Source organism: Lysobacter spongiicola DSM 21749, from assembly GCF_900167055.1.
GTDB lineage: Bacteria > Pseudomonadota > Gammaproteobacteria > Xanthomonadales > Xanthomonadaceae > Novilysobacter > Novilysobacter spongiicola.
Genome location: NZ_FUXP01000006.1, coordinates 140,329 through 164,679 on the forward strand (window position 1 = coordinate 140,329; position 24,351 = coordinate 164,679).

Below are 24,351 nucleotides of genomic sequence, written 5' to 3' on the forward strand. Positions count from 1 at the left end.
CCTCACAGGGGAGCAAACGCCCGCACGCTTTAGCGGTTGACACCCCGCGCCGACGCCGGGGCGGCATACGGTTCAGGCCGTGGTTATGATGCAGGCGACATCGCAGGGAGACGGAACGATGGGCGAGGGCTTCATGGCGCTGTACATCTTCATGCTGGCGGCGATCGCCGGGCACGTCATCATCTCGAGGGTGCCGGTGATCCTGCACACGCCGCTGATGTCGGGGTCCAACTTCATCCACGGCATCGTCCTGATCGGGGCCATGGTGGTGCTGGGCCACGCCGACACCACGCTGGAGAAGGCGATCGGGTTCGTGGCGGTGCTGTTGGGGGCCGGCAACGCCGCCGGCGGCTACGTGGTCACCGAGCGGATGCTGGAGATGTTCAAGTCCAGCAAGCCGCCTGGCGGGCGCGCATGAGCGGCTATGCGCAGGCGGCCTCCTGGGTCGCCGCGGTCAGTTACCTCGTCGCGGCGACGCTGTTCCTGCTCGGGCTGCAGCGCATGGCATCGCCCCGCACCGCGCGCAGCGGTATCCGCTGGGCGGGCGCGGGCATGCTCATCGCCACCGCCGCCACCTTCCTGCTGCCGGACCTGCACAACCTCGGGCTGATCGTGCTGGCGTTGCTGCTGGGGACAGTGCTGGCCTGGGTATCGGGCAAGAAGGTCGCGATTACCGACATGCCGCAGATGGTCGCGCTCTACAACGGCATGGGCGGCGGCTCGGCGGCCGCGATCGGCGCGGTGGAGCTGTTGAGGTTCTCGGCCCTTGCCGCCGGCGGAGTGGCGCTGGCGGGCGGGGCGGATCGGCCATCGTTGCTGGTCCTGGTGCTCGCGACGTTGGGTGCCGCGATCGGAGCGGTCTCCCTGTCGGGTTCGGTGGTCGCCTGGGCCAAGCTCGACGGCCGGCTCGACCGCCGCGTGGTGTTCCCGGCACAGCAGGTCCTCAACGCACTGGTGGCCATCGCCATGGTGGCCGCCGGTGCCTGGGCCGTGGCGACGCTGGAAGTGCCGGCGATCATCATCTTCTTCAGCCTCGCGCTGGCGCTGGGCGTATTGATGACCCTGCCCATCGGCGGAGCGGACATGCCGGTGGTGATCTCGCTCTACAACGCGCTCACCGGTCTTGCGGTCGCGTTCGAGGGCTACGTGCTGGGCAACCAGGCGCTGATCATCGCCGGCACCATGGTCGGCGCGGCGGGCATGTTGCTGACCCGCCTGATGGCCAGGGCAATGAACCGGCCGATCAGTGGCGTGCTGTTTTCCAACTTCGGCGGTGGCGGCGCAGCGCAGGAGATCGCCGGCAGCCAGAAACCGATCGAGGCCGGGGACGTCGCGGCGATGATGGCCTATGCCGAACGCGTGGTCATCGTGCCCGGTTACGGCATGGCGGTGGCCCAGGCGCAGCACAAGATCTGGGAGCTGGCGCAGAAACTGGGGGAGCGGGGCGTCAAGGTGCGGTTCGCCATCCACCCGGTTGCCGGCCGCATGCCGGGCCACATGAACGTGCTGCTGGCCGAGGCGGGGGTCCCCTACGACCTGATCGTAGACATGGACGACATCAATCCCGAGTTCCCGCAGACCGACGTGGCGCTGGTGATCGGTGCCAACGACGTGGTCAATCCCGTGGCACGGACCGACCCTTCCAGCCCGATCTTCGGGATGCCGATCCTCGACGTGGTGCAGGCGAAGAATGCGGTGGTGATCAAGCGCGGCAAGGGCACCGGCTTTGCGGGAATCGAGAACGCCCTGTTCTATGCCGACAACACCCGGATGCTCTACGGCGACGGTGCGGAGATGGCGAGCGCGCTGGTCAGCGAGTTGAAGGCGCTGGACGGGGGGCACTGACCTCAGCGGGCGGCCACCGCGGCCACCGGCAGCGAAAGGGCCAGCAGCGCCCAGTCCCAGCCGCCATTGGCCAGCTTCGCCAGTGTCCATGCATGCTCCGCGCCCAAGCGCGTCGATGATTCCCACGGAGACAGGCCCAGCATCAGGCCCAGTTGTCCCGCGATCAGGCCCCAATAGGCGAGGACGATGATGACGGCGGTGGCCAGCATCGCCAGCGTGGCCCGCCAGGGGCCCGGTCGCCAGCGGCCCAGCCTGAGCATCAGGGCCACGTCGAGAGCCGCAAGGACTGCCATCCAGCTGTTCTCGCGGCCGTTGAAGAAGCCCAGCGACAGCCACGCGGCCAGGAATCCGCAGGTGCCAAGTACCAGCAGTGCCCAGGGCATCCAGGTCTTTGCGGCGGCGGGACGCATCGGGCGGCGTGTCACGTGGCGGATCCGTGGGGGAGGGCAGGGGCGCGGCAGCATAGCCCGCGTGGGGTTCGGCGCATATTGGACTAGAATGGTCCTACTTCCCCGGACCCTGGTTGGCCGACAGCGATATGTACTCCCGCAGCAGTGAACCCGTACGCTTCGAGCGCGACTGTGCCGCCGTCCTGGTGCCGCAGGGCGATGCCGTCACCCTTCCGGCCGGCAGCGCCGGATACATCACCCAGGCGCTGGGCGGCAGCTACACCGTATTCGTGGACGGCAACCTGTTCCGGATCGCCGGCCCCGATGCCGACGCGATCGGCAAGGAGCCCCCGGAGCCGCTGGAACTCGCGGAAGGCGCCGACGACGACGCGGTAGAGCAACTGGTGTGGAAACAGTTGCGCACCTGTTTCGACCCCGAGATCCCGATCAACGTGGTGGACTTGGGGCTGGTGTACGAAGCGAGCATCAAGCCCCACCCGGTCGAGCCGGGCCTGCGCGTGGTGCGGGTCGAGATGACGCTGACCGCGCCGGGCTGCGGCATGGGCGACATCCTGGTCGAGGACGTCCGCAGCAAGCTGGAGATCATCCCGACCGTGTCCGAGGCCGATGTCGAGCTGGTGTTCGACCCGCCGTGGAACCGGAACATGATGTCCGAGGCCGCCCGGCTGGAAACCGGCATGTTGTAGCCGGTTGTCGAAGCGTGCGCTTAACGTCCAAAGGTGACGCAACAGGACACAACTTCGCGCGGGAATGTGTTGCGCTGCAGCAGTGACGATGGTCGCGGCATCTTCCTTCGCGACTCTTGGACCCCCGTGGTTGAAGGCCCGTGGCGGTTTTGGTTAAGCGTCCTTAACAGAGTTGCGTGACGGTTTGCACCGCGGGTTTGCCGTTGGTGCAGGAGGCCCCCTAGGTTCGTTGTCGGTCCGTTCAGAAGTGGATCGTTGAAGAACCAGTTTGCCGCGACTGCGGCTTATCCTTTCCGGGGGTTACACATGTCTCACCGCTTCCCGCGTGGAATCCGTCCCCACGCTCTTGCCGCAGCCACCGCGGCCGTCCTTTCCGCTTCCGTGCTGGCCGCGCCGGCCATGGCCGCCGGGCAGGGCACCGTCAACATCTCCAGCCTGCAATCGGCTGACACGCACGACCGGTTCATCGTGAAGTACAAGGAAGGCAGCGCCGAGCGGAGCAATCCGGCCGCGCTGAAGCGCTCGTTGAATGCCGCCGCCACCGCGACCCTGCACGGCAAGGCGCTGGGCCTGCAGAAGCTGCGCAGCACCGCGATCGGCGCCGAAGTGATCAGGACCGAGCGCAAGCTGGACCGTCGCGATGCCGAAGCGCTGATGCGCAGCCTCGCCGCCGACCCGAACGTCGAGTACGTCGAGGTCGACCAGCTGATGAAGCCGATCGCCTCGGCCAACGACACCTACTACACCAGCCACCAGTGGCACTACTGGGAAGCGGCCGGCGGCATCAAGGCCGACCAGGCGTGGGACACAACCACCGGCAGTGGCGTGGTGGTGGCGGTGATCGACACCGGCATCACCAACCACAGCGACCTGAACGGCAATGTGCTGCCGGGTTACGACTTCATCTCCGATGCCGGCATGGCGCGTGACGGAAACGGGCGTGACAGCAACGCCCAGGACGAGGGCGACTGGTATGCCGCCAACGAGTGCGCGGCCGGTTATCCCGCTTCCAACTCCAGCTGGCACGGTACCCACGTGGCGGGCACCGTCGCGGCAGTGACCAACAACAACTCCGGCGTGGCCGGCGTCGCCCACGGCGCCAAGGTGGTTCCGGTCCGCGTGCTCGGCAAGTGTGGTGGCTACACCTCCGACATCGTTGACGGCATCGTCTGGGCGTCGGGCGGCAGCGTGAGTGGCGTGCCGGCCAACGCGAACCCGGCCGAGGTCATCAACATGAGCCTGGGCGGCGGTGGTTCCTGCTCGTCGAGCTACCAGAACGCCATCAACAGCGCCGTCAGCCGCGGTTCCACGGTGGTGGTCGCCGCGGGCAACAGCAACGCCGACACCTCCGGCTTCACGCCGGCCAGCTGCAACAACGTCATCGCCGTGGCCTCGACGACCCGCACCGGCGCGCGCTCGAGCTTCTCCAACTACGGCAGCCTGATCGACGTGGCGGCACCGGGCAGCGACATCGCCTCGACCGTCAACAGCGGCACCACCACGCCGAGCAGCGAAGGCTACAGCCTGATGTCGGGCACCTCGATGGCCGCCCCGCACGTGGCCGGCGTTGCCGCCCTGATGCAGGCCGCGGCGGGTGGCAGCCTGACCCCGGCGCAGGTGGAGTCGACCCTGAAGTCCACGGTGCGTTCCTTCCCGTCGAGCCCGGACCGCAACATCGGCAACGGCATCATGAATGCCAAGGCCGCGGTCGATGCGGTCTCCGGAGGCGGTGGCGGTGGCGGTGGTGGCGGTGGCGACGGCGAACTGACCAAAGGCGTGCCTGAGACGGGCCTGTCTGCCGGCAGCGGCAGCTCGCTGTCCTACACCATCGAAGTGCCGGCCGGTGCCAGCAACCTGAGCATCGCCATCTCCGGTGGATCAGGCGATGCCGACCTGTACGTGCGCCGTGGCAGCGCCCCGACCGACAGCAGCTACGACTGCCGTCCGTACCGTTCGGGCAACGCCGAGACCTGCACCTTCGCCAGCCCGGCGGCCGGGACCTACCACGTCCGCGTCAAGGCCTATTCGAGCTTCAGCGGCGTCACCCTGCTCGGCGACTACAGCGCGGGCAGCGGCGGCGGTGGTGGCGGCACCAGCCAGACGTACAGCAACACTGGTGACTACACCATCCGTGACCGCGCAACCGTCGAGAGCCCCATCAGCGTGTCCGGACGCAGCGGCAACGCACCGTCGGCCACGCCGGTCGCCATCGACATCCGCCACACTTACAAAGGCGACCTGAAGGTCGACCTGGTGGCGCCCGATGGCAGTGCCTACACGCTGCACAACCGCTCCGGTGGCAGCGCCGACAACATCATCGGCACCGCAACGGTCGACCTGTCCAGCGAAGCCATCAATGGCACCTGGAAGCTGCGGGTGAACGATGCCTACTCCGGCGATACCGGGTACATCAACAGCTGGAGCATCACGTTCTGATCGGGCTTTCCCGATAGCGGTACGCAACAGCGGGATCCGGGCGAGTGCCCGGATCCCGTTTTCCGGGGCCGGACAGGGGCGGCCACGGGCGGGGCACGACGCCCGCCAGGACACGAGTGCTTCCGGCGCAGCCGCAGGCACCCAACAAGGAGAGTCCCCATGAAGAAGATTCCATTGCTTGCGGCATTGGCTTGCTGCACCACGTTTTCCGTTCTCGCTCCAGGCACGGTCCAGGCCCAGGACGAGCACGTGCAACCCCGGCCGCACACCACGGCTGCCACACCGGACCCGTTCGCTCCGGTCTACATCGTCAGCTCCCGCGAGAGCTTCCAGTCCGGCCTGTCGGCGATCGCCGATGCCCCGCGCGCTGCGCGCGACAGCACGGGTGCGGCGCTGGTCGTTTCGCGGGTGGAAGCACACGAGCTGCCGCTCGTCAGCCACCACATCCACGCCGGCGAACACCGCTGCGGCGGGTACTTCGCCTTCACCAGCGAAGAGGAGGCGCGCCGGTTCATCCAGGGTGAGCAGAGCGCGAGGGCGCTGACCGCCACCTTCGCCGACTATTCGGTCGACAACCAGGCGACGGTGGATTCCTGGCTGCCCCAGGTACAGGAAGCGGGCATCCGTTCGACGATCGAGCACCTCTCCACCGCGTGGCCCAACCGCTACTACGCCAGCAGCTCCGGACAGGCGGCCGCCGAGTGGATCCGCGATCGCTGGACCGGCCTGGCACAGGGCCGTGGGGATGTCGACGTCGAGCTGTTCGACTGCGCCAATTGCTCCACCCAGCCATCGGTGATCCTCACCGTCCAGGGTACCGACCTCGCCGACGAGGTCGTGGTGCTCGGCGGCCACCTGGACTCCATTTCCAACGCCGGTAGCGGGGACGGCATGGACGCCCCGGGGGCCGACGACGACGCCTCGGGCATCGCCACCCTCACCGAAGTGATCCGGATCGCGCTGGCCGACGGCTGGAAGCCGCGGCGCACGGTGAAGTTCATGGGATATGCGGCCGAGGAAGTCGGCCTGCGTGGCTCCAACGCCATCGCGCAGTCGTTCCAGCAGCAGGGCGTGGACGTGGTCGGTGTGCTGCAACTGGACATGACCAACTATGCGGCCGGCGCCAGCGTCGACATGCGCCTGTTGACCGACTACAGCAACGCCGGCCTGCAGCAGTTCCTGCGTGATGTATTCGATGAGTACCTCGCCCCGCTCGGCCTCACCCGCGGCACCTACACCTGCGGCTATGGCTGCTCCGACCATGCATCCTGGACCAGCGCCGGCTACCCCGCGGCAATGATGTTCGAAGCCACCTTCAACAACCGGCTCCACACCGTGGAGGACACGCTGCCGAGGATGGGTGGCAGTGCCGAAGCCAGCGTCAACTTCGCCAAGCTCGGGCTGGCGTTCCTTGGCGAACTGGCGAAGACCGAGGGCGGCGGCGACGGTGGTGATCCGCCGGATGGCGACACGCTGCAGAACGGCGTGCCGGTGACCGGGCTTTCCGCTGCCACCGGCGGCGAGTTGCACTACACGATGGAGGTGCCGGCCGGCGCTTCGGACCTGGAGTTCATCACCTCCGGCGGCAGCGGCGATGCCGACCTCTACGTGCGCCACGGCAGCGCGCCGACCGACGCGACCTACGACTGCCGGCCGTACCGGAGCGGCAACGGCGAGACCTGTTCCTTCTCCAATCCGCAACCGGGTACCTGGCACGTGAGGCTCAAGGCCTATTCCGCATTCAGCGCAGTCAGCCTGGTCGGAAGCTTCGCCACGGGTGACGGCGATGGTGGTGGCGGGGTGCAGACGTACGAGAACACGGACGACGTACAGATCCGCGACAACGCTACGGTGGAAAGCGTCATCACCGTGGCCGGCCGCAGCGGGAACGCACCGTCGAACGCATCCCTATCGGTGGATATCCGCCACAGCTATCGCGGCGATCTGCGGGTGGACCTGGTCGCCCCGGATGGCACCGCCTACAACCTCTCGAACCGGAGTGGCGGCAGCGCCGACGATATCGTCGGCACGTTCGAGCTCGACCTTTCCCCGGAGTCGCTCAACGGCGCCTGGAAGCTGCGCGTCAACGACAACTACACCTACGACACCGGCTACATCAATGGCTGGGGCATCACGTTCTAGCAGCCGCGTCGGAACCCTTTGCCATCTCTCCCGCCCCGGTTCGCCGGGGCAATTTTTTATGGGCCGTCAGACCGCTTCGAAGCGGTTGGCCTCGACGTTCTTGCGGACCTTGAGCGGGTCCCAGATGCGGCCGTTCATGGCGATGTACACACCGGGCGGCAACGACTGCACCGCACCCACGGCGGTGCCGATGTTGAACTCGGCATCCGAACCCCTGAAACGCGCGGGGTTGAGCGCGCCAGTCAAGACAATGGTCTTGCCCTCGATGCTCGATAGCACCCGCGCGGTCTCGACCATGGAGTCGGTGCCGTGGGTGACCAGCACGTGCCGGGCCTGCTGGGCGGCGATGGTCGCGCGCAGCAGGTCGCGGTCGCCATCGGTGATGTGCAGCGAGTCCTTGCGCAGGATCGGGATCACGTTGTAGCGGAACGCCACCCCCAGCTCCTCCAGGATCCGGCCGATCTGCGGCTCGCCGATCTGGAAATCCGACTTGTCGTCGAAGTAGATCTTGTCGATCGTGCCGCCGGTGGTGACGATGCAGAGCTGTTCCATTGACCGGTCGCGATTGCGGGGGAGCGCGGATTATACGTGGCGGGCAAGGACGGCCACGCCGGCTTCAGCCGCGCTTGCGCGAGAACCGCGCCTTCAGGCCCGCCATGCTGGCGCTGAACACGACGATCACTGCCAATGCGGTTTCCAGCAGCGCCTGCAGGCGATCGTCCGGCCGCTCCCAGGCGACCATCACGCCATGGCTGAACCATGCCAGTGCGATGACGGCGCTCCAGAAGCCCGCGGTGCGGGATCGACGCAGGACCGCAACGGCAAGCAGCGTCGGCGGCAGGGCGAACACGACCAGCGCCACCCACGGGTCGGGCTGGGTCCCGAACCAGGCCGCATACAGCACCGCCAGCGCGACGAGTGCCGCGACCAGCACCCGCTTGGAGGTCGGCAGCGGCACGCTCATGCCAGCCTCGCCGCCATGCTCGCCACGCGCCTGCCGAGGGCGCGCGCGAGGCGCGCCTCCTCCTCGCTCGGTTGCGGGTCGTTGTCCGGGCCTGCGACATGGCTGGCGCCATAGGGCGTGCCACCGGTCTTCGTGCTGCTCAGCAGCGGTTCCGTGTAGGGGATGCCGGCCAGCAGGCAGCCGTGGTGGAGCAGGGGGATCATCATCGTCAGAAGTGTCGCCTCCTGGCCGCCGTGCATCGAGGCGGTGGAGGTGAACACGCCTGCTGGCTTGTCGACCAGGGTGCCGCTGGCCCACTGCGCGCCCAGCCCGTCGAGCCAGTGCTTCAGCGGCGCGGCCATGTTGCCGAACCGGGTCGGGCTGCCGATCAGCAGGCCCGCGCACTCGTCCAGGTCACGCGGTTCCACGTAGGGCGCGCCTTCGTCGGGTACCGGCGGCTCGGCGATCGTGGTGACCGCCGCCACCGGCGGGACCGAGCGCAGCCGCGCCGACATGCCTTCGACTTCGCCGACGCCGCGCGCCACCTGGCGGGCAAGCCGTGCGACCGAGCCGCCGCGGCTGTAATAGAGGACGAGGATCTCGGCCATGTGGGTTTCCCGGGGAACAGATGTGCGGGAAGGATAGTGGAAGCGGGGTGGCCACAGGTCCGTCGACGCTCCGCCACGGCCTGCATCGGGTAACCTCCGGCCAATGGAGCCACTCGATACGCTGTACCAGTGGAGCGAACGCATGCGCGACCGGGCGCGCGCGGCAAGCTTCGGACGCTTCATCGGCCGCCGCGTGCTGGAGGACAACCTGTTCCAGGCCGCCGGTGCGTTGTCGTTCACCACGGTCTTCGCCCTGGTGCCGCTTTCGATGGTGGTATTCGGCGTGCTCTCCGCCTTTCCCGTGTTCTCGGAATGGAGCGAGCGCCTCAGCGACTACATCTTCTCCAACTTCGTGCCCTCCGCGGCGCGCTCGGTCGAGGATTACCTGCTGCAGTTCTCCACCAACGCGGGACAACTGACCAGCGCGGGCGTGGTGGCCCTCGTCGTGTCGCTGCTGATCACGCTCAACGGCGTGGAGGCGACCTTCAACCGGATCTGGCGGGTCAAGTCGCACCGGCCGAAGTTCGGCCGCTTCCTGGTGTACTGGACGGTCCTGACGCTGGGCGCGCTGCTTGCGGCGGCGAGCTTGGCGCTGTCGGCTCAGATCTTCGCGATGGCAATGTTCAGCACCCAGGCCGGGCACCTGTTGGAGGGCGCGATGATGCGAATCGCGCCCATGGCCGTGGAGCTGCTGGCGATCACGACGATCTACCGGGTGGTCCCGCATCGTACGGTGCAGTGGCGCCATGCACTGCTGGGCGGGCTGCTGGCGATGTTGTTGTTCGAACTGGTGAAGTGGGGCATCGGGGTCTACCTGGGCAACTTCGGCAACTACTCGCGGATCTACGGCACGTTGGCGTTCCTGCCGATCTTCCTGCTGTGGATATTCCTGAGCTGGGTGGCGGTGTTGCTTGGTGCCTCGCTCGCCGCTTCGGTCTCGGCATTCCGCTACCAGCCCGTCGCGATGCGGCTACCGGACGGCTACGAGCTGTACGGCCTGCTACGCCTGTTGGCGCGTTTCAACGAGGCCCGGGAGCGGGGAGAGGGGCTGCACAGCGACGACATCCAGCGACTCGAGCCGATCCTGACCGACAGCCTGGTACAGGAGATGCTTGCCCAGCTGGAGGAAATCAGGGTCGTCAAGCGGGCCGAGGGAGGGGAGTGGCTGCTGTCGCGTGACCTGGACGACCTTTCCATGGCCGAGCTCTACGAGGCCTGCGAACTCCGCATCCCCATCACCGAGGTGCACCTACCCTGCCGTGACGATGCGCTCGGCCCGTCGGCCGCCGGCGCACTGGACGAACTGAGACTGCCGCTCCGCGACCTGCTCAAGCGCAAGGTCTCGAGCATCCATGCCGAGGAGAAGTGAATGAGGTGTTCGAGCGCATTGCTGTTGCTGCCCTGCCTGTTGGCCCTGGTGGTGGGTGCGGGATGCGACCGCGCGGAGCTGCCGGAAGACGCGGCGGCCACGCCCGACGCCCCGCTTGTGCCCGATGGTGGCGAAGGTGCCGACGTTGCCGCGCCGGGTGCCACGGCTGATGCCGGTCCGGAAGACGAGGGCGCTTCGCAAAGCGTGCCCACGCTCCGCATCGCCACACTCGATGGCGGGACCTATGACCTGGCCGACCACCGCGGCAAATGGGTGGTGGTGAACTTCTGGGCCACCTGGTGCGCGCCCTGCCTCAAGGAGATGCCCGAGCTGTCCGCGCTGGACGCGATGCACGAGCACATCGAGGTGGTGGGTCTGGCCTACGAGGACATCGAGCCGGACGCGATGCGCGAGTTCCTGGCAGATCATCCGGTGGTGTATCCGATTGCGATCGTCGACACCTACGACCCACCTACCGATTTCGATACGCCGCGCGGATTGCCGATGACCTACCTGATCGCGCCCGACGGCACGGTCGCCAAGAAGGTGCTCGGTCCAGTGACCGCGAAGGACATCGAGGACGCGATTTCCGCCGGCGGCGGCCCGGCGCCCGTGGAAGGCGGGAGCGCCCCGGCATGAGCACCTTGCGCTTCATCGTCAGCGGGAGGGTGCAAGGCGTCAGTTTCCGCGCCGGTACCCGGGACAAGGCGCAGGAGCTTGGTGTGTGCGGGTATGCGCGCAATCTCACCGACGGCCGTGTGGAGGTGCTGGCGAGCGGTAGTGATGCCGCCCTGGAGGAGCTTGCGCTCTGGCTCCACCGTGGCCCACCGATGGCACGGGTCGACGGCCTGGAGCGGCTGGCGGCGGACGAAGAGAGCGGTCGCGACTTCGCCATCCGCTGAGCCGGCGCCGTACTAGTCGGTCGGGAAATCCGGGATCGGCTCGATCACGGTGAAACGCTCCTTCTTCGGCGCCTCTTCCAGCGGCGGCAGCCCGGCCACCGGCCCCGGCAAACGCGTGTCCGGCAAGCGATCGAGCAGGTTGCGGATGAGTGACAGCCGCCCGAGCTTCTGGTCGTTGAAGTCGACCAGGGTCCACGGCGCGTGGGCGGTGTGGGTCGCGCGCAACATCGCTTCGCGAGCGCGCGTGTAGTCCTCGTAACACTCGCGCGCCTTGAGGTCGATCGGCGACAGCTTCCAGCGCTTGAGCGGGTCCTCGCGGCGTTCGGCGAAGCGCTCTTCCTGCTTCTCCTGGTCGCAGCACAGCCAGTACTTGAACAGCAGGATGCCGTCGTCGACCAGTTGCTTCTCGAATACCGGTGCCTGGGCGAGGAACTGCTCGACCTCGTCCTCGCTGGCGTAGCCCATGACCTTCTCGACGCCGGCCCGGTTGTACCAGCTGCGATCGAACAGGACGATCTCGCCGGCGGCGGGCAGGTGGCACGCGTAGCGCTGGAAATACCACTGGCCGGACTCGCGATCGTTGGGCTTGGGCAGCGCGACCACCCGGCACTGGCGCGGATTGAGCCGCTTGCGCACCGCATCGATCGCGCCGCCCTTGCCCGCGGTGTCGCGGCCCTCGAACACCACGACCACCCGGGCGCCGGTCTCGCGCAGCCACCGCGCCATGGACACCAGCTCCAGCTCCATCGGCTTCAGCAGCGCCTTGTATGTCTTTTTCGAGAGCTGTCCCATCAACGACTTTCCCGGCTGGCAGCCATCGCACGTATGGCAGAGGCGAAGTCGGCGGCGAAACCCGCCATGTCGAACACATCGCTCCGGGCGCGGCGATCGGCCAACGCCCCGCGCACCTCGGCCAGTGCCTTCGGATCAAGGGCGAGGTGTACCGCCCGGGCGATGAACTCGTCGTCATTGCGGACGTTCATCGCCTGCATGCCGAGGTGGTGGTTGAGGCTACCGGCCACCCGGCCGGCAAAGGTCTCGCCTGGGCATGTCAGGACGGGGCAGCCGGCCCAGAGCGCATCCGAGGCGGTGGTGTGGGCGTTGTAGGGGTGGGTGTCGAGGAACAGATCGGCCAACTGCAGGCGCGACATGTACACGGCGTGCGGTTGCTTGGCCATGAAGACCAGGCGCCCCGGGTCGACGCCCCGGTCGCTGGCGAAGGCCCGCAGCCGCTCGTCCGCACGGCCCGGGCCGGACAACAGCCAGAGCACGCTGCCGGGTACCTGCCCGAGGATGTCCAGGGCGCGTCCCATGCTGCGCGGGTTGAGCTTGTAGCTGTTGTTGAAGCAGCAGAACACCACGCCTTCGTCGGGCAGTCCGACCGTTGCACGTGGTGGCGGCGGCTCGATCCCGCGGGTGGTGTCGGAGGGCTGGAAGCAGCGCGGCAGCCGCACCACCTCTTCACTGAAGTGCGGTGCCAGCCGCTCGGGGAGGACGAAGTCGTCGGCGAGCACGAAGTCGATCCACGGTGCTCCGGAGGTGCCCGGGTAGGCCAGCCAGTTCACCTGCACCGGCGCCGGCCGTCTCGCCAGTGCCTCCGGGACGCCGCCACCGCCCCAGCCGCGCAGGTCGAACAGCACGTCGATACCGGCGGCACGGATCGCGGTGGCGACCTGCACGTGGTCATGCGCGGCCAGGTCGTGCAGCCGGCCGGCCTGGCCAAGCCGCTGCCGGATCGCGCTGCCGTCGTCGCGATTGAGCGCAAACAGGTGGATCTCGAGATCCTGTTGCAGCGCCAGGTATTCGAGCATCGCTACGGTCAGCAGGCCGGTGGGGTGCGCCCCGAAGCCGTTCGACAGGAACCCGACCCGGGTCCCCGGGATACCCGGTGGCGACGATGGGGGTAGCGGCCGGGCAGGTGGCGCCACCTGCGCCGCCCGGAGCCGGGCGCACTGCAGTTGCTCGGCGGCACCGGCATCCTCACCGAGGAAGGCGAACGGCTCCACGGCGGCCTGCCGGCGGCGTACGGCCTGTCGCACCTGCAGCGACAGGGTGTCGAGGTCGCGCCAGTCGCACAGCTTTCGGCGCCAGGCGAGCAGGTACGCCGCCAATTGCGGTTCCGCCGGTGCCAGCGAATAGGCGTGTGCATATGCCTGGGATGCCGCCTCGGCCTCGCCGGTGTCCTCGAGCGCGTGCCCCAGCCAGACCGCGATGCCCGGGTGCCGGGGTGCGTTGCGGGCGGCCGCCTTCAGGCTTTCGACCGCCTCGTGCCGGTTACCCTGCATCCATTGCGCCCGACCAAGGCGTGCCAGTGCTTCCGGGTGCCCCACCCGCAATGCGAGCGCACGCCGGCACGCGGCCTCGCCCGCGGCGGCATCGCCGGCATCCAGTTCGGCTTCGGCCAGGACGATCCACGCCATTGCATCCTGCGGGCGATGGGCGGCTGCCTGACGAGCCTGTTGTCGCGGATCCACCGTCACGACGCAGGGGCGGCAGGGACGCCGCGCGTGCTCGCCTGGCGAGGGCCCGTCGCCGCCATCAGGTACCCCGCGTCAGCCGCGCGAGTTCGTCCGCCTGGTGTTCCTGCTGCAGGCGTTCCACCAGTGCGTCCATGTCGCCGGTCAGCACGTTGGGCAGGTCGTACAGGGTGAGGCCTTCCACCCGGTGGTCGGTGATGCGCCCCTGCGGATAGTTGTAGGTGCGGATGCGCTGGCTGCGGTCGCCACTGCCGACCTGCAGCTTGCGGTCCTCGGCCATCGCCGCGGCGGCCTTGGCGGCCTGCGCCTCGGCGAGTGTCGCGACCAGCCGCTTCATCGCCTTGTCGCGGTTGGCGTGCTGGCTGCGCTCGGTCTGGCTTTCCACCACCACGCCGCTGGGCAGGTGGGTGATGCGGATCGCCGAATCGGTCTTGTTGACGTGTTGCCCGCCAGCGCCGGAGGAGCGGAAGGTATCCACGCGCAGGTCGGCGGGGTTGATCTCGATCGGCTCGCCCTCCGGCTCCACGGCGATGATCGCCACGGTCGCGGCGGAGGTGTGGATGCGGCCTTGGGATTCGGTCTCCGGCACCCGCTGGACCCGGTGCGTGCCCGACTCGAACTTCAGCCGGGAGTACGCCCCGCGCCCTTCGACCCGGGCGATGACCTCCTTGAACCCGCCGTGCTCACCCGGGCTCGCCGACTCCACTTCCACCCGCCAGCCCTGGCGCTCCGCGTAACGCGTGTACATCCGGAACAGGTCCCCGGCGAAGATGGCCGCTTCGTCGCCGCCGGTGCCGGCGCGCACTTCCAGGTAGATGTCCCCCTCGTCGCGGGGATCCTTGGGGACCAGGTGTGCCAGCAGCTCGGCGTCGAGCTGCTCCAGCCGCTTGTTGGCGGCGTCGATCTCTTCTTCGGCCAGCTCCCCCAGCTCGGGATCGTTGCGCATGGCGAGCGCGGTGGCGAGGTCGGCCTTTGCGGCGGCCTCGTCGGCCAGTGCATTGGCCACCGGCTCGAGCTGGGCGAACTCGCGGGACAGCTGGCGGAACCGGCCGGCATCGGCTGCCGCCTCCGGATCGGCCAGGAGACGTTCGAGTTCCTCGCGCCGTTCGGCGAGTGCTTCCAGCTTACGGCGCAGGCTTGGGGTCATCGGTCGGGGTGTCGGCGGTGGGATCGGGAGTCTGCGGGAAAAGCTTCTCGGTCGCCCGGGCGAGGTCGGTGTTGCCGGTCAGCGCAGCCTCGCGCAGGGCGATGGTCGGCGCGTGCAGCAGCCGGTTGGTCAGGGTGTGGGCGAGGAAGTCCAGCACTGCCGCCGGGTCGGCGCCCGATGCCAGTTGCAGGCGCGCCTTGGCAAGGGCCTCCTCACGCGCCGCCTCACCGTGCGCCCGCAAGCGCTTGAGCGGTGCGGTGCGGGTGCGCGCGATGAAACCCTCCATGAACCGCGCCACCTGCAACTCGATGATGGCCTCCGCCTCGGCAGCGGCCTCCCGGCGGCTGCGACGGTTGTCCTCGATCGCGCGCTGGAGGTCATCGACGGTATAGAGGTAGACATCATCGATATCGGTCACGTCCGGAGCGATGTCGCGCGGCACCGCCAGGTCCAGCAGCAGCATCGGGCGGTGTTTGCGGGTGGCGAGCGCGGCGGCTACCTGTGCCCGGACCAGGACCGGCTCGCGCGACGCGGTTGCCGACAGCACGATGTCGGCCTCGCCCAGGTGCTTGTGCAGGTCCTCCAGCGGGAGGGCGAACCCACCGTGGCGGCTCGCCAACTCCTGGGCGTGCACCAGGGTGCGGTTGGCTACCAGCAGGCGCTTGGCCTTCGCCTGGACCAGGTGCCGGGCGGCGAGCTCCATGGTCTCGCCAGCGCCGATCAGCAGCACGGTGGAATCCTCCAGGCGCGCGAACGACTCCTGTGCCAGGCGCACCGCGGTGGAGGCGACCGACACCGGGTTGGCCCCGATGCGGGTATCGGTGCGGGCGCGCTTGGCGGTGGTGAAGGTGTGCTGGAACAATCCGTCGAGCTGGCTGCCCAGCGTGCCCGCGGCCCGCGCCGCCGCCCACGCCTGCTTCACCTGCCCCAGGATCTGCGGCTCGCCCAGCACCAGCGAATCCAGCCCGGTGGCCACGCGGAACAGGTGGCGCACCGCGTCGGCATCGGCGTGCCGGTACAGGTACGCGTGCAGGTCCCCGGTGTCAGCCGGATGCGTGGCCAGCCAGTCCGCCAGCGCAGCACCTTCATCGTCGGCGACGGCATAGACCTCGGTGCGGTTGCAGGTGGAGAGCAGGGCCGCCTCGCGCACCTGTGGCAACCCCCTCAATGCCGCCAGCGCGACCGGTACTGCGTCCGCGGCGAACGCCACCCGCTCGCGCAGGCTAACCGGCGCGGTCTGGTGGTTGATGCCGAGCACGAACAGGCGTGCCGGCGGACTGGAGGGGGCCGAACTCATGTGGCTTGGGAACTACCGGTTCAGGTGCTTGCGATAAGCTGCTGGCTGCCGAAGCCCGCCATTCTACCGGCCCCGCCGAACCCTTGGATCCGACAGCCGATGCCCGCAGCCGCGCGTTCATTCACCTTCGCCGCCCTCGTCGCGCTCACGTTCGCCCTGGCCACCCCGGCCGCGGGCGCCCGCGGTGGTGGCGACGTGGTGGTGGATTCGCTGGAGCCGCTGCTGGCTGCCGAGTTTTCGCTCCAGGCGGGCCGGCTGGATGATGCCGCGAAGTGGTCGCTGGAAGCGGCCCGGGCCGCCGGCGATGCCGGGCTCGCCGAACGTGCCACCCGGATCGCGCTGCTCGCCAAGGATGATGAGCGCGCCGCAGAGGCACTCGCGCTGTGGAAGCGGGAAGGAGGCGCGGGCACCAGCCTCTTGGCAGCCGAGGCCACGCTCGCCTTGCGCCGCGATGATCCCCGTGCCGCCCGCGACCATCTGGCGGAGCTGTTGCAGGTGCCTGGCACCGAGGGCTGGGGACAGGCGCTCAGCGTGCTGGCCTCCGGGTCGAGCGACCCCGAGCAGGCGGCCGATGTGCTGGATGCACTGGTCCGTGGCGGCCACGTGCCCGACCAGCTGCAGCCGTGGCTGGCGTTCGGCGGGCTGGCGCAGCGCCTGGGACGGCCGGACCTGGCCGAACAGATCGTGGCGGAAGTGGTGCGGCGGTTCCCGGGGGAGCCGCGCGTGGCCCTGCTGCATGCGAGCCAGCTGCGCGGGGCGGACAAGCAGGACCAGGCGCGTGATGTGCTGGCGTCGCTGGTCGACGGGGCTGCGGGCGATGCAGACCTTCGGCTCGCGATCGCCTATGAGTACGACGCCCTCGGAGATCTCGCCGAGGCCGCCGCGGTGCTCGGTCGCGGCCCCCAGGATGACCAGACCTACGCATTGCGTGCGTCGCTGCTGGCGCGCGCGGAAGACAAGGGCGAACTCGTCCGGCTTTACGAGGAGCTGGGCAGGGAGGGCAACCGGCCCGACCCCCAGAGGCGGCTGCTGCTGGGGCAGATGGCGGAGTTCCTGGAGCGCCACGAAGAGGCACTGGACTGGTACCGCGGCGTGCCAGGCGGGCAGCAGCGGTGGATCGCCCGCCTTCGCGCGGCCCACGTGCTGCATGAACTTGGCCGTGCCGCCGAGGCCCACGCTTCGCTCCACGAGCTGCAGGCCGACGCGTCCGCGCCCGACGGCGTCCGCCGCGACGCCTACCTGCTGGAGGCGGAGCTGCTCGCGCGTGGAGACGACCCCAAGGCCGAAATGGATGCCTATGCGCGTGGACTCGCGGCGTTTCCGGACGATCTCGAGATCCTCTACGCGCGCGCGCTGAGCTGGGAGCGCCAGGACGACATCGCCCGGGCCGAAGCCGACCTGCGCAGGTTGCTGGTAATCGAGCCGGAATCGGTCGCGGCGCTCAATGCACTGGGCTACACGCTCGCCGACCGCACCGACCGCTATCAGGAGGCACTGGAGCTGATCAACCGCGCCCGCGCCGCCGAACCCGACAACGCCGCCATCATCGACAGCTATGGCTGGGTGCTCTATCGCCTGGGCCGCCACGAGGAAGCCCTGGCGGAGTTGCGGCGGGCGCATGCGCTGCAGGAGGACGCCGAGATCGCCGCGCACGTGGCCGAGGTGCTCTGGGTCATGGGGCGGCGGGACGAAGCCCGGGAGTACTTCGAAGAGGCCCGTGAGCTGGACCCCGACAACCGCGCGCTGCAACGCGCGCTGGAAGAGACAGGCGCATGAACCTGCGCATGGCGGCCGCGACGGTGGTGGCGGGTGTGTTGTTGACGGCCTGCGGTGCCGCGCCTGTCCGGCCCGACCTCGGCCCTGCCGAGCGGGCGGCTGCCGAGGCTGCACAGGCCGAGCGGGAGCAGCGGCTGCGGGCGCAGGGCGAGTGGGGCCTGGTGGGCCGCATGGCGGTGTCGACCGACGGGCGCGGGGGGAGCGGCCGCCTGACCTGGCAACAACGGGCGCCTCATGAATTCGAGGTGGAGTTGAGTGCGCCGGTCACGCGCCAGAGCTGGCGCCTGTCCAACTCCCCGCGGGGGGCGCTGCTCGAAGGCCTGGAAGGCGGGCCCCGTAGCGGGATCGCCCCCGCGTTGTTGTTGCAGGAAGCCACCGGCTGGATGATTCCGGTGGATGCGCTGTCCGACTGGGTGCGCGGCGCGCGGGCCCCAGGCATGGGTCCCGCACGGGTCGAGTTCAATCACGAAGGCCGGCCGCTGCGGATCGAGCAGGGTGGTTGGGAAATCGACTATCGATGGCCCGATGCCGACGCGGCACAGACTGCCGCTGGCGTTGTGTTGCCGGAGCGTCTGGACGCCCGTAGTGGCGGTGCGCGGGTCAAGCTGGTGGTGGACGAATGGTTGTGACACCGGGCGAGGATGGCTGGAGCCACTGGCCGGCGCCGGCGAAGCTGAACCTGTTCCTGCGCATCCCCGGCCGCCGCGAGGACGGATACCACCTGCTGCAGACGGTCTTTCGCCTGCTGGAGTGGGGCGACACCGTCTCCCTGCGCGCCAGGGATGACGGGCAGGTGCTTCGGCACGGATCGCTGACCGGCGATATCGCCGCTGACCTCGCTGTCCGCGCCGCGATCCTGCTGAAAAAAGAGGCCAATGTCGGTGAAGGTGTCGACATCAGTGTCGAAAAGCGCATTCCCGTGGGGGGCGGGTTCGGCGGTGGATCATCCGACGCCGCCACCACGCTGGTGGCGCTGGATGCCTTGTGGGGGACCCGTCTCGGGCTGGAGCGCCTGGCGGAGCTCGGTCTGAGACTGGGCGCCGACGTGCCGGTCTTCGTCCTGGGTACCAATGCGTGGGGCGAAGGTGTCGGAGAGCAACTGACACCGCTCGACCTGCCTCCGGCCTGGTACCTGGTGGTCGACCCCCGCGTTCACGTGCCGACCACCGCACTGTTCGCCACGCCTGAATTGACGCGGGATGCGCCGGCCGTGACAATATCCGACTTCGTTTCGGGCGTACCGCTCGGGAACGCGTTCGAGCCGGTGCTGCGCGCCCGCGAACCTGCCGTAGAGGCTGTGTTTGCTGCGCTGTCGCGTGTCGGCACGCCGCACCTGACCGGTTCCGGCAGTGGTTGCTTCGTCGAATTCGCCAGTCGCGAATCCGCCGAGGCGGCGCTGGCGGGCTTGCCGCCGGGGTTGGATGCCCGGGTGGTGGCGGGTGCCGCGGTGTCCCCGCTGCATGTCGCCCTGCAGGACCGACAACCAGTTCCACAGGGGCGTCGCCAAGAGGCCTAAGGCACCAGGTTTTGATCCTGGCATTCGTAGGTTCGAATCCTACCGCCCCTGCCATATCCACCGATCACGGCTCCCCACGGTCAGAGCGAAGCGGAGAAGACCCACGTGCAAAACGATCGCAGCCTGCTGGTGTTCAGCGGCAATGCCAACCGTCCCCTCGCGCAGGCGGTCTGCAAGGAACTCGGCATCCGTCCGGGCAAGGCCCTGATCGGCCGTTTCTCCGATGGTGAGGTGCAGGTCGAGATCGAGGAGAACGTGCGGCGCCAGGAAGCGTTCGTGATCCAGCCGACCTGCGCGCCCAGCGCGGAGAACCTGGTGGAGCTGCTGGTGCTGATCGACGCGCTGAAGCGTGCCTCCGTCAGCAGCGTGACCGCGGTGGTGCCGTACTTCGGCTACGCCCGCCAGGATCGCCGTCCGCGCTCGTCGCGGGTTCCGATCACGGCCAAGGTCGCCGCCAAGATGTTCAGCGCCGCCGGCTGCGACCGGGTGCTGACGGTCGACCTGCATGCCGACCAGATCCAGGGCTTCTTCGATATCCCGGTCGACAACGTCTACGCGTCGCCGTTGCTGCTGGCCGACATCTGGCGCGCGCACGGCACCGACAACATGGTGGTGGTCAGCCCCGACGTCGGCGGCGTGGTCCGCGCCCGGGCGATTGCCAAGCGCCTCGACGACGCCGACCTGGCCATCATCGACAAGCGCCGGCCGCGCGCCAACGTCGCCACGGTGATGAACATCATCGGCGACGTGCGTGGCAAGACCTGCGTGCTGGTCGATGACATCGTCGACACCGCCGGCACGCTGTGTGCCGCCGCGGGCGCGCTGAAGGAGCACGGGGCGATCAAGGTCGTTGCCTACTGCACCCATCCGGTGCTGTCGGGCGCGGCGATCAGCAACATCAGCAAGTCCGGGCTGGACGAGCTGGTGGTGACCGATACCATCCCGCTGACCGACGCGGCGCGCGAGTGCGGCAAGGTCCGCCAGCTCAGCGTCGCCGAGCTCCTGGCCGAAACGATTCGCCGGATCGCGTTCGGCGAGTCGGTCAGTTCGCTCTACGTGGACTGACCCCGATTTCCCGGCTCACCTGGTCGCGGGTGAGCCACCCATGCCGTCGCGAGGCGGTTTTCAAGCAGCAATAGCGAGTAAACAAGCAATGTCCGAACACACCATCAAGGCCACTGGCCGCAGCGTCGAAGGGAAGGGTGCGAGCCGCCGCCTGCGTCGCGCCGCCAGCATCCCGGCCATCATCTACGGCGGAAAGTCCGAGCCGAAGGCGATCCAGCTCGACCACGAAGAAATCTGGTTGGCGAACAAGCACGAGTGGTTCTATTCGTCGATCCTGAACCTGGACGTCGACGGCAAGGTCGAGCAGGTGCTCCTGCGCGACATGCAGCGCCATCCGTACAAGCAGCTGATCATGCACTTGGATTTCCAGCGCGTTGATGCCAAGCAGGCCCTCAAGGCCGCCGTGCCGCTGCACTTCCTCAACGAGGACCAGTCCCCGGCCGGCAAGGCCGCCGACGTGGTGGTCACCCACGAGCTCAACGAGGTCCAGGTCAGCTGCCTGCCGAAGGACCTGCCGGAGTTCATCGAGGTCGACCTGGCCGAGCTGACCCTGGGGCAGACCATCCACCTGTCGGAGCTGAAGCTGCCCAAGGGCGTCGAGATCCCCGAGCTGCGCCTGGGCAAGGAGCATGACGTCGCGGTGGTCGTGGCCCGCCAGGGCCGCGTTGAAGTCTCCGACAGCGCCGAAGGCGACGCCGAGGGTGACGTTCCGGCAACCAACGTCGACAGCGAATAAGCAGGCCTGTTCCCGATGCGGCCATTCCGATGGCCGTATCGGGGCGTGCATGTTTCATCGAAATGGCTGGTTTGCGACTCATCGTCGGGCTGGGGAATCCCGGTCCCGAACATCTCCGGACCCGGCACAATGCCGGGTTCTGGTTTGTGGATGCCCTGGCCGAACGCCTGGGCGGCCGCTTCGCCGTGGATGCCAAGCTGTTCGGGCAGACATGCAAGGTCGACATCGGCGGCGAGCCGGTGTGGCTGCTGAAGCCGGCCACTTTCATGAACCTGTCCGGCAAGTCGGTCACCGCCGCGCTCAGGTACTGGAAGATCGAGCCGTCCGAGGCGCTGCTGGCGCATGACGAACTCGACCTCGCGCCCGGCACCGCGCGCCTCAAGTTCGACGGCGGCCATGGCGGGCAGAACGGCCTGCGGGACACGATGCGCCTGCTCGGCCATGGTGGCTTCCATCGGCTGCGCATCGGCATCGGCCACCCCGGGCACAAGGACCTGGTCACCCCGTGGGTGCTGGGACGTCCGCGTGGCGAAGACGAAACCCTCATCCTGCGCGCGATCGATGATGCCATCGACGTGCTGCCGCTCGCAGTCGCGGGCGACTTCAACGAGGCCATGAAGCGGCTGCACACGCCGCGGGCCTGACCCCTTTTCTACAGCGAGTAACGCGCCATGGGCATCAAATGCGGCATCGTCGGCCTGCCCAACGTCGGCAAGTCGACCCTCTTCAATGCCCTGACCAAGGCGGGAATCGCCGCGGCCAACTTCCCCTTCTGCACCATCGAGCCGAACGTCGGCGTGGTGCCGGTGCCGGATCCCCGGCTCAACGCGCTGGCCGAGATCGTCAAGCCGCAGAAGGTGCTGCCGACGGCGGTCGAGTTCGTCGACATCGCCGGGCTGGTCGCCGGTGCGGCGAGCGGCGAGGGCCTGGGCAACAAGTTCCTCGCGCACATCCGCGAAGTGGACGCGATCACCCACGTGGTGCGCTGCTTCGAGAACAGCGACGTCATCCACGTCAACAACAAGGTGGACCCGATCGCCGACATCGAAACCATCGATACCGAGCTGGCATTGGCCGACCTGGATTCGGTGGAAAAGGCGCTCCAGCGTGCCGAACGCAACGCCAAGACCGGCGACAAGGATGCCAAGGCCCGGGTCGAAGTGCTGGCGCGCGTGCGTGACGGCCTGGATGCCGGCAAGCCGGCGCGCGCGCTGGATCTGTCCGATGACGACCGGCTGGCGGTGCGCGATCTTTTCCTGCTCACGCTCAAGCCGGTGATGTACGTGGCCAACGTGCTCGAGGACGGATTCGAGGACAACCCGCACCTCGACGCCGTGCGTGCGCGGGCGGCAGGCGAGGGCGCCGAGGTGGTGCCGGTATCGGCCGCCATCGAGGAGGAGCTCAGCCAGCTGGAAGACGAGGACCGCGACGCGTTCCTGGCCGATCTCGGCCTCGACGAGCCAGGGCTCAACCGCGTGATCCGCGCCGCCTACAAGCTGCTGGGCCTGCAGACCTACTTCACTGCGGGCGTCAAGGAAGTGCGGGCCTGGACGGTCAAGGCGGGCTCGACCGCCCCCCAGGCCGCCGCGGTCATCCATACCGATTTCGAGAAAGGCTTCATCCGCGCCGAGACGATCGGCTACGACGACTTCATCAAGTACAGGGGCGAGTCGGGCGCGCGCGATGCGGGTCGGCTGCGCCTGGAAGGCAAGGAATACCGGGTGCAGGAGGGCGACGTTCTGCATTTCCGCTTCAACGTGTGAGTTTTTTCTGCACAATGCGTTGACTTCCTCGCCGACGCGCTCCAGAATTGCGGGCTCTTTGGAGGGATACCCAAGCGGCCAACGGGGGCAGACTGTAAATCTGCTGGCTTACGCCTTCGGTGGTTCGAATCCACCTCCCTCCACCAGATACAGTCGGCCCCGGTCGGCAAGTGGTAGAAAGTGCGACACCCGGCGGCCTTACCAGCCACCGGCGCAGTACCCAAGCAGGTTTCCGGCGCGGGAGTAGTTCAATGGTAGAACCTCAGCCTTCCAAGCTGATGGTGCGGGTTCGATCCCCGTCTCCCGCTCCATTGATGTCGCGACGCCTTGCCTGCTTGAACAACCTGCTCACGTAGCTCAGTCGGTAGAGCACCTCCTTGGTAAGGAGGAGGTCGCTGGTTCGATTCCAGTCGTGAGCACCAGATTCGAAAGTCGATTCGAAAGTCCGTTTCCTTCCAACGCAACCGCAAACCACCGAGATACAGCCATGGCCAAGGGTAAGTTCGAGCGCACCAAGCCGCACGTGAACGTCGGCACGATCGGTCACGTCGACCACGGCAAGACCACGTTGACCGCAGCGCTGACCAAGGTGGGCGCGGAGCGTTTCGGTGGCGAGTTCAGCGCGTACGACGCGATCGACCGCGCACCGGAAGAGAAGGCGCGTGGCATCACGATCTCGACCTCGCACGTGGAGTACGAATCCCCGACGCGCCACTACGCGCACGTGGATTGCCCGGGCCACGCCGACTACGTGAAGAACATGATCACGGGTGCGGCGCAGATGGACGGCGCGATCCTGGTGTGCTCGGCCGCTGACGGCCCGATGCCGCAGACCCGCGAGCACATCCTGCTGGCCCGCCAGGTGGGCGTGCCGTACATCGTGGTCTACCTGAACAAGGCGGACATGGTGGACGACGCCGAGCTGCTGGAGCTGGTGGAGATGGAAGTCCGCGAGCTGCTGAGCAAGTACGAGTTCCCGGGCGACGACACCCCGATCATCCACGGTTCGGCGCTGAAGGCGCTGGAAGGCGACGACAGCGAGATCGGCATTCCGTCGATCATCAAGCTGGTCGAGGCGCTGGACAGCTGGATCCCGGAGCCGGAGCGTGCGATCGACAAGCCGTTCCTGATGCCGGTGGAAGACGTGTTCTCGATCTCGGGCCGCGGCACCGTGGTGACCGGCCGCATCGAGCGCGGCATCATCAAGGTGGGCGACGAAATCGAGATCGTCGG

General features: G+C 68.2%; 23 protein-coding genes, 4 tRNA genes and 2 pseudogenes. 21 read left to right on the forward strand and 8 right to left on the reverse strand.

All coding sequences use genetic code 11. From position 1 onward, the window contains the following. The first annotated feature begins 118 nt into the window (after nt 1–118). Both B5D37_RS09500 and B5D37_RS09505 read left to right on the forward strand, forming a co-directional pair. Nucleotides 119–418, forward strand: a complete 300-nt coding sequence (locus B5D37_RS09500) for an NAD(P) transhydrogenase subunit alpha part 2 (protein ID WP_078758492.1) — start codon at nt 119–121, stop codon at nt 416–418. Beyond that, nucleotides 415–1,845 (forward strand): NAD(P)(+) transhydrogenase (Re/Si-specific) subunit beta, encoded by a 1,431-nt coding sequence (locus B5D37_RS09505; RefSeq protein WP_078758493.1) that lies wholly within the window; start codon nt 415–417, stop codon nt 1,843–1,845. Before B5D37_RS09500 ends, B5D37_RS09505 begins: the two co-directional genes overlap by 4 nt. A 2-nt stretch (nt 1,846–1,847) precedes the next feature. On the opposite strand, the gene B5D37_RS09510 is transcribed toward B5D37_RS09505, so the two are convergent. After that, nucleotides 1,848–2,270 carry a hypothetical protein gene (locus B5D37_RS09510; protein ID WP_143814246.1) on the reverse strand — a complete coding sequence of 141 codons (423 nt, stop codon included), beginning with the start codon at nt 2,268–2,270 and terminating at the stop codon, nt 1,848–1,850. Nucleotides 2,271–2,383: 113 nt separating this feature from the next. Here B5D37_RS09510 and sufT point away from each other — a divergent pair, with 113 nt between their 5' ends. The 4 genes and pseudogenes from sufT (at nt 2,384) to B5D37_RS09525 (ending at nt 7,519) form a co-directional block, all read left to right on the forward strand. Further along, nucleotides 2,384–2,941, forward strand: a complete 558-nt coding sequence (sufT, locus tag B5D37_RS09515) for a putative Fe-S cluster assembly protein SufT (protein WP_078758495.1) — start codon at nt 2,384–2,386, stop codon at nt 2,939–2,941. A gap of 306 nt (nt 2,942–3,247) precedes the next feature. Next, nucleotides 3,248–5,002: pseudogene (locus B5D37_RS09520) on the forward strand (S8 family peptidase); the annotation flags it as partial. Between the two features lie 153 nt (nt 5,003–5,155). After that, nucleotides 5,156–5,377, forward strand: a pseudogene (locus B5D37_RS15070) (proprotein convertase P-domain-containing protein); the annotation flags it as partial. Nucleotides 5,378–5,536: 159 nt separating this feature from the next. Continuing rightward, nucleotides 5,537–7,519: a M20/M25/M40 family metallo-hydrolase gene (locus B5D37_RS09525; RefSeq protein WP_078758497.1), complete on the forward strand. Its 1,983-nt coding sequence runs from the start codon at nt 5,537–5,539 to the stop codon at nt 7,517–7,519. A 66-nt stretch (nt 7,520–7,585) separates the two neighbouring features. Here B5D37_RS09525 and B5D37_RS09530 read toward each other — a convergent pair whose 3' ends face one another. From B5D37_RS09530 to wrbA, 3 genes are all read right to left on the reverse strand, one after another. Further along, a complete protein-coding gene (locus tag B5D37_RS09530) occupies nt 7,586–8,071 on the reverse strand; it encodes an asparaginase domain-containing protein (protein ID WP_078758498.1) in 486 nt (161 codons plus the stop codon). 64 nt (nt 8,072–8,135) lie between these two features. After that, nucleotides 8,136–8,483 (reverse strand): DUF2069 domain-containing protein, encoded by a 348-nt coding sequence (locus B5D37_RS09535; RefSeq protein WP_078758499.1) that lies wholly within the window; start codon nt 8,481–8,483, stop codon nt 8,136–8,138. Then, nucleotides 8,480–9,070: an NAD(P)H:quinone oxidoreductase gene (gene wrbA, locus B5D37_RS09540; RefSeq protein ID WP_078758500.1), complete on the reverse strand. Its 591-nt coding sequence runs from the start codon at nt 9,068–9,070 to the stop codon at nt 8,480–8,482. The genes B5D37_RS09535 and wrbA overlap by 4 nt, the downstream gene beginning before the upstream one ends. Before the next feature lie 103 nt (nt 9,071–9,173). On the opposite strand from wrbA, the gene B5D37_RS09545 reads away from it, so the two are divergent. Genes B5D37_RS09545 through B5D37_RS09555 form a run of 3 tightly spaced genes read left to right on the forward strand, consistent with a single transcriptional unit; the run spans nt 9,174 to nt 11,341 of the window. Beyond that, the gene (locus B5D37_RS09545; protein WP_078758501.1) at nt 9,174–10,439 is read left to right on the forward strand and encodes a YihY family inner membrane protein; all 1,266 of its coding nucleotides are present in this window, start codon (nt 9,174–9,176) and stop codon (nt 10,437–10,439) included. Beyond that, complete coding sequence (locus B5D37_RS09550; protein WP_078758502.1) at nt 10,440–11,078, forward strand: TlpA family protein disulfide reductase; 639 nt, start codon at nt 10,440–10,442, stop codon at nt 11,076–11,078. Next, on the forward strand, nt 11,075–11,341 hold the full coding sequence (locus B5D37_RS09555; RefSeq protein WP_078758503.1) for an acylphosphatase: 267 nt from the start codon (nt 11,075–11,077) through the stop codon (nt 11,339–11,341). Before B5D37_RS09550 ends, B5D37_RS09555 begins: the two co-directional genes overlap by 4 nt. Nucleotides 11,342–11,353: 12 nt before the next feature. Here B5D37_RS09555 and ppk2 read toward each other — a convergent pair whose 3' ends face one another. The 4 genes from ppk2 to hemA all read right to left on the reverse strand — a co-directional run bounded on the left by ppk2 (nt 11,354) and on the right by hemA (nt 16,262). Further along, the gene (ppk2, locus tag B5D37_RS09560; RefSeq protein WP_078758504.1) at nt 11,354–12,133 is read right to left on the reverse strand and encodes a polyphosphate kinase 2; all 780 of its coding nucleotides are present in this window, start codon (nt 12,131–12,133) and stop codon (nt 11,354–11,356) included. Then, nucleotides 12,133–13,761, reverse strand: coding sequence for an O-linked N-acetylglucosamine transferase, SPINDLY family protein (locus B5D37_RS09565; protein WP_078758505.1), 1,629 nt, complete (start codon nt 13,759–13,761; stop codon nt 12,133–12,135). The genes ppk2 and B5D37_RS09565 overlap by 1 nt, the downstream gene beginning before the upstream one ends. A 118-nt stretch (nt 13,762–13,879) precedes the next feature. Further along, on the reverse strand, nt 13,880–14,965 hold the full coding sequence (prfA, locus tag B5D37_RS09570) for a peptide chain release factor 1 (protein WP_078758506.1): 1,086 nt from the start codon (nt 14,963–14,965) through the stop codon (nt 13,880–13,882). Beyond that, a complete protein-coding gene (gene hemA / locus B5D37_RS09575; protein WP_078758507.1) occupies nt 14,943–16,262 on the reverse strand; it encodes a glutamyl-tRNA reductase in 1,320 nt (439 codons plus the stop codon). Before hemA ends, prfA begins: the two co-directional genes overlap by 23 nt. 99 nt (nt 16,263–16,361) lie before the next feature. Between hemA and B5D37_RS09580 the strand changes: the two genes are divergently transcribed. The 12 genes from B5D37_RS09580 to B5D37_RS09635 all read left to right on the forward strand — a co-directional run. Beyond that, the gene (locus B5D37_RS09580; protein WP_078758508.1) at nt 16,362–18,038 is read left to right on the forward strand and encodes a tetratricopeptide repeat protein; all 1,677 of its coding nucleotides are present in this window, start codon (nt 16,362–16,364) and stop codon (nt 18,036–18,038) included. Further along, nucleotides 18,035–18,667: a lipoprotein insertase outer membrane protein LolB gene (gene lolB / locus B5D37_RS09585; protein ID WP_078758509.1), complete on the forward strand. Its 633-nt coding sequence runs from the start codon at nt 18,035–18,037 to the stop codon at nt 18,665–18,667. The genes B5D37_RS09580 and lolB overlap by 4 nt, the downstream gene beginning before the upstream one ends. Next, nucleotides 18,658–19,554: a 4-(cytidine 5'-diphospho)-2-C-methyl-D-erythritol kinase gene (ispE, locus tag B5D37_RS09590; RefSeq protein ID WP_078758510.1), complete on the forward strand. Its 897-nt coding sequence runs from the start codon at nt 18,658–18,660 to the stop codon at nt 19,552–19,554. The genes lolB and ispE overlap by 10 nt, the downstream gene beginning before the upstream one ends. Next, a tRNA-Gln gene (locus B5D37_RS09595) sits at nt 19,532–19,608 on the forward strand. The genes ispE and B5D37_RS09595 overlap by 23 nt, the downstream gene beginning before the upstream one ends. Nucleotides 19,609–19,659: 51 nt before the next feature. Further along, entirely contained in the window at nt 19,660–20,619 is a 960-nt protein-coding gene (locus B5D37_RS09600) for a ribose-phosphate diphosphokinase (protein ID WP_078758511.1), read from the forward strand. Nucleotides 20,620–20,707: 88 nt separating this feature from the next. Beyond that, nucleotides 20,708–21,355 carry a 50S ribosomal protein L25/general stress protein Ctc gene (locus B5D37_RS09605; RefSeq protein ID WP_078758512.1) on the forward strand — a complete coding sequence of 216 codons (648 nt, stop codon included), beginning with the start codon at nt 20,708–20,710 and terminating at the stop codon, nt 21,353–21,355. 62 nt (nt 21,356–21,417) lie between these two features. Next, a complete protein-coding gene (pth, locus tag B5D37_RS09610) occupies nt 21,418–21,999 on the forward strand; it encodes an aminoacyl-tRNA hydrolase (protein ID WP_078758525.1) in 582 nt (193 codons plus the stop codon). Between the two features lie 27 nt (nt 22,000–22,026). Further along, nucleotides 22,027–23,118: a redox-regulated ATPase YchF gene (gene ychF, locus B5D37_RS09615; protein ID WP_078758513.1), complete on the forward strand. Its 1,092-nt coding sequence runs from the start codon at nt 22,027–22,029 to the stop codon at nt 23,116–23,118. A 60-nt stretch (nt 23,119–23,178) separates the two neighbouring features. Next, nucleotides 23,179–23,264, forward strand: a tRNA-Tyr gene (locus B5D37_RS09620). A 91-nt stretch (nt 23,265–23,355) separates the two neighbouring features. Then, a tRNA-Gly gene (locus tag B5D37_RS09625) sits at nt 23,356–23,429 on the forward strand. A gap of 35 nt (nt 23,430–23,464) precedes the next feature. Beyond that, nucleotides 23,465–23,540 (forward strand) — tRNA-Thr (locus B5D37_RS09630). A gap of 65 nt (nt 23,541–23,605) precedes the next feature. After that, on the forward strand, nt 23,606–24,351 hold a 746-nt coding region (locus B5D37_RS09635; protein WP_143814247.1), incomplete at its 3' end, for an elongation factor Tu.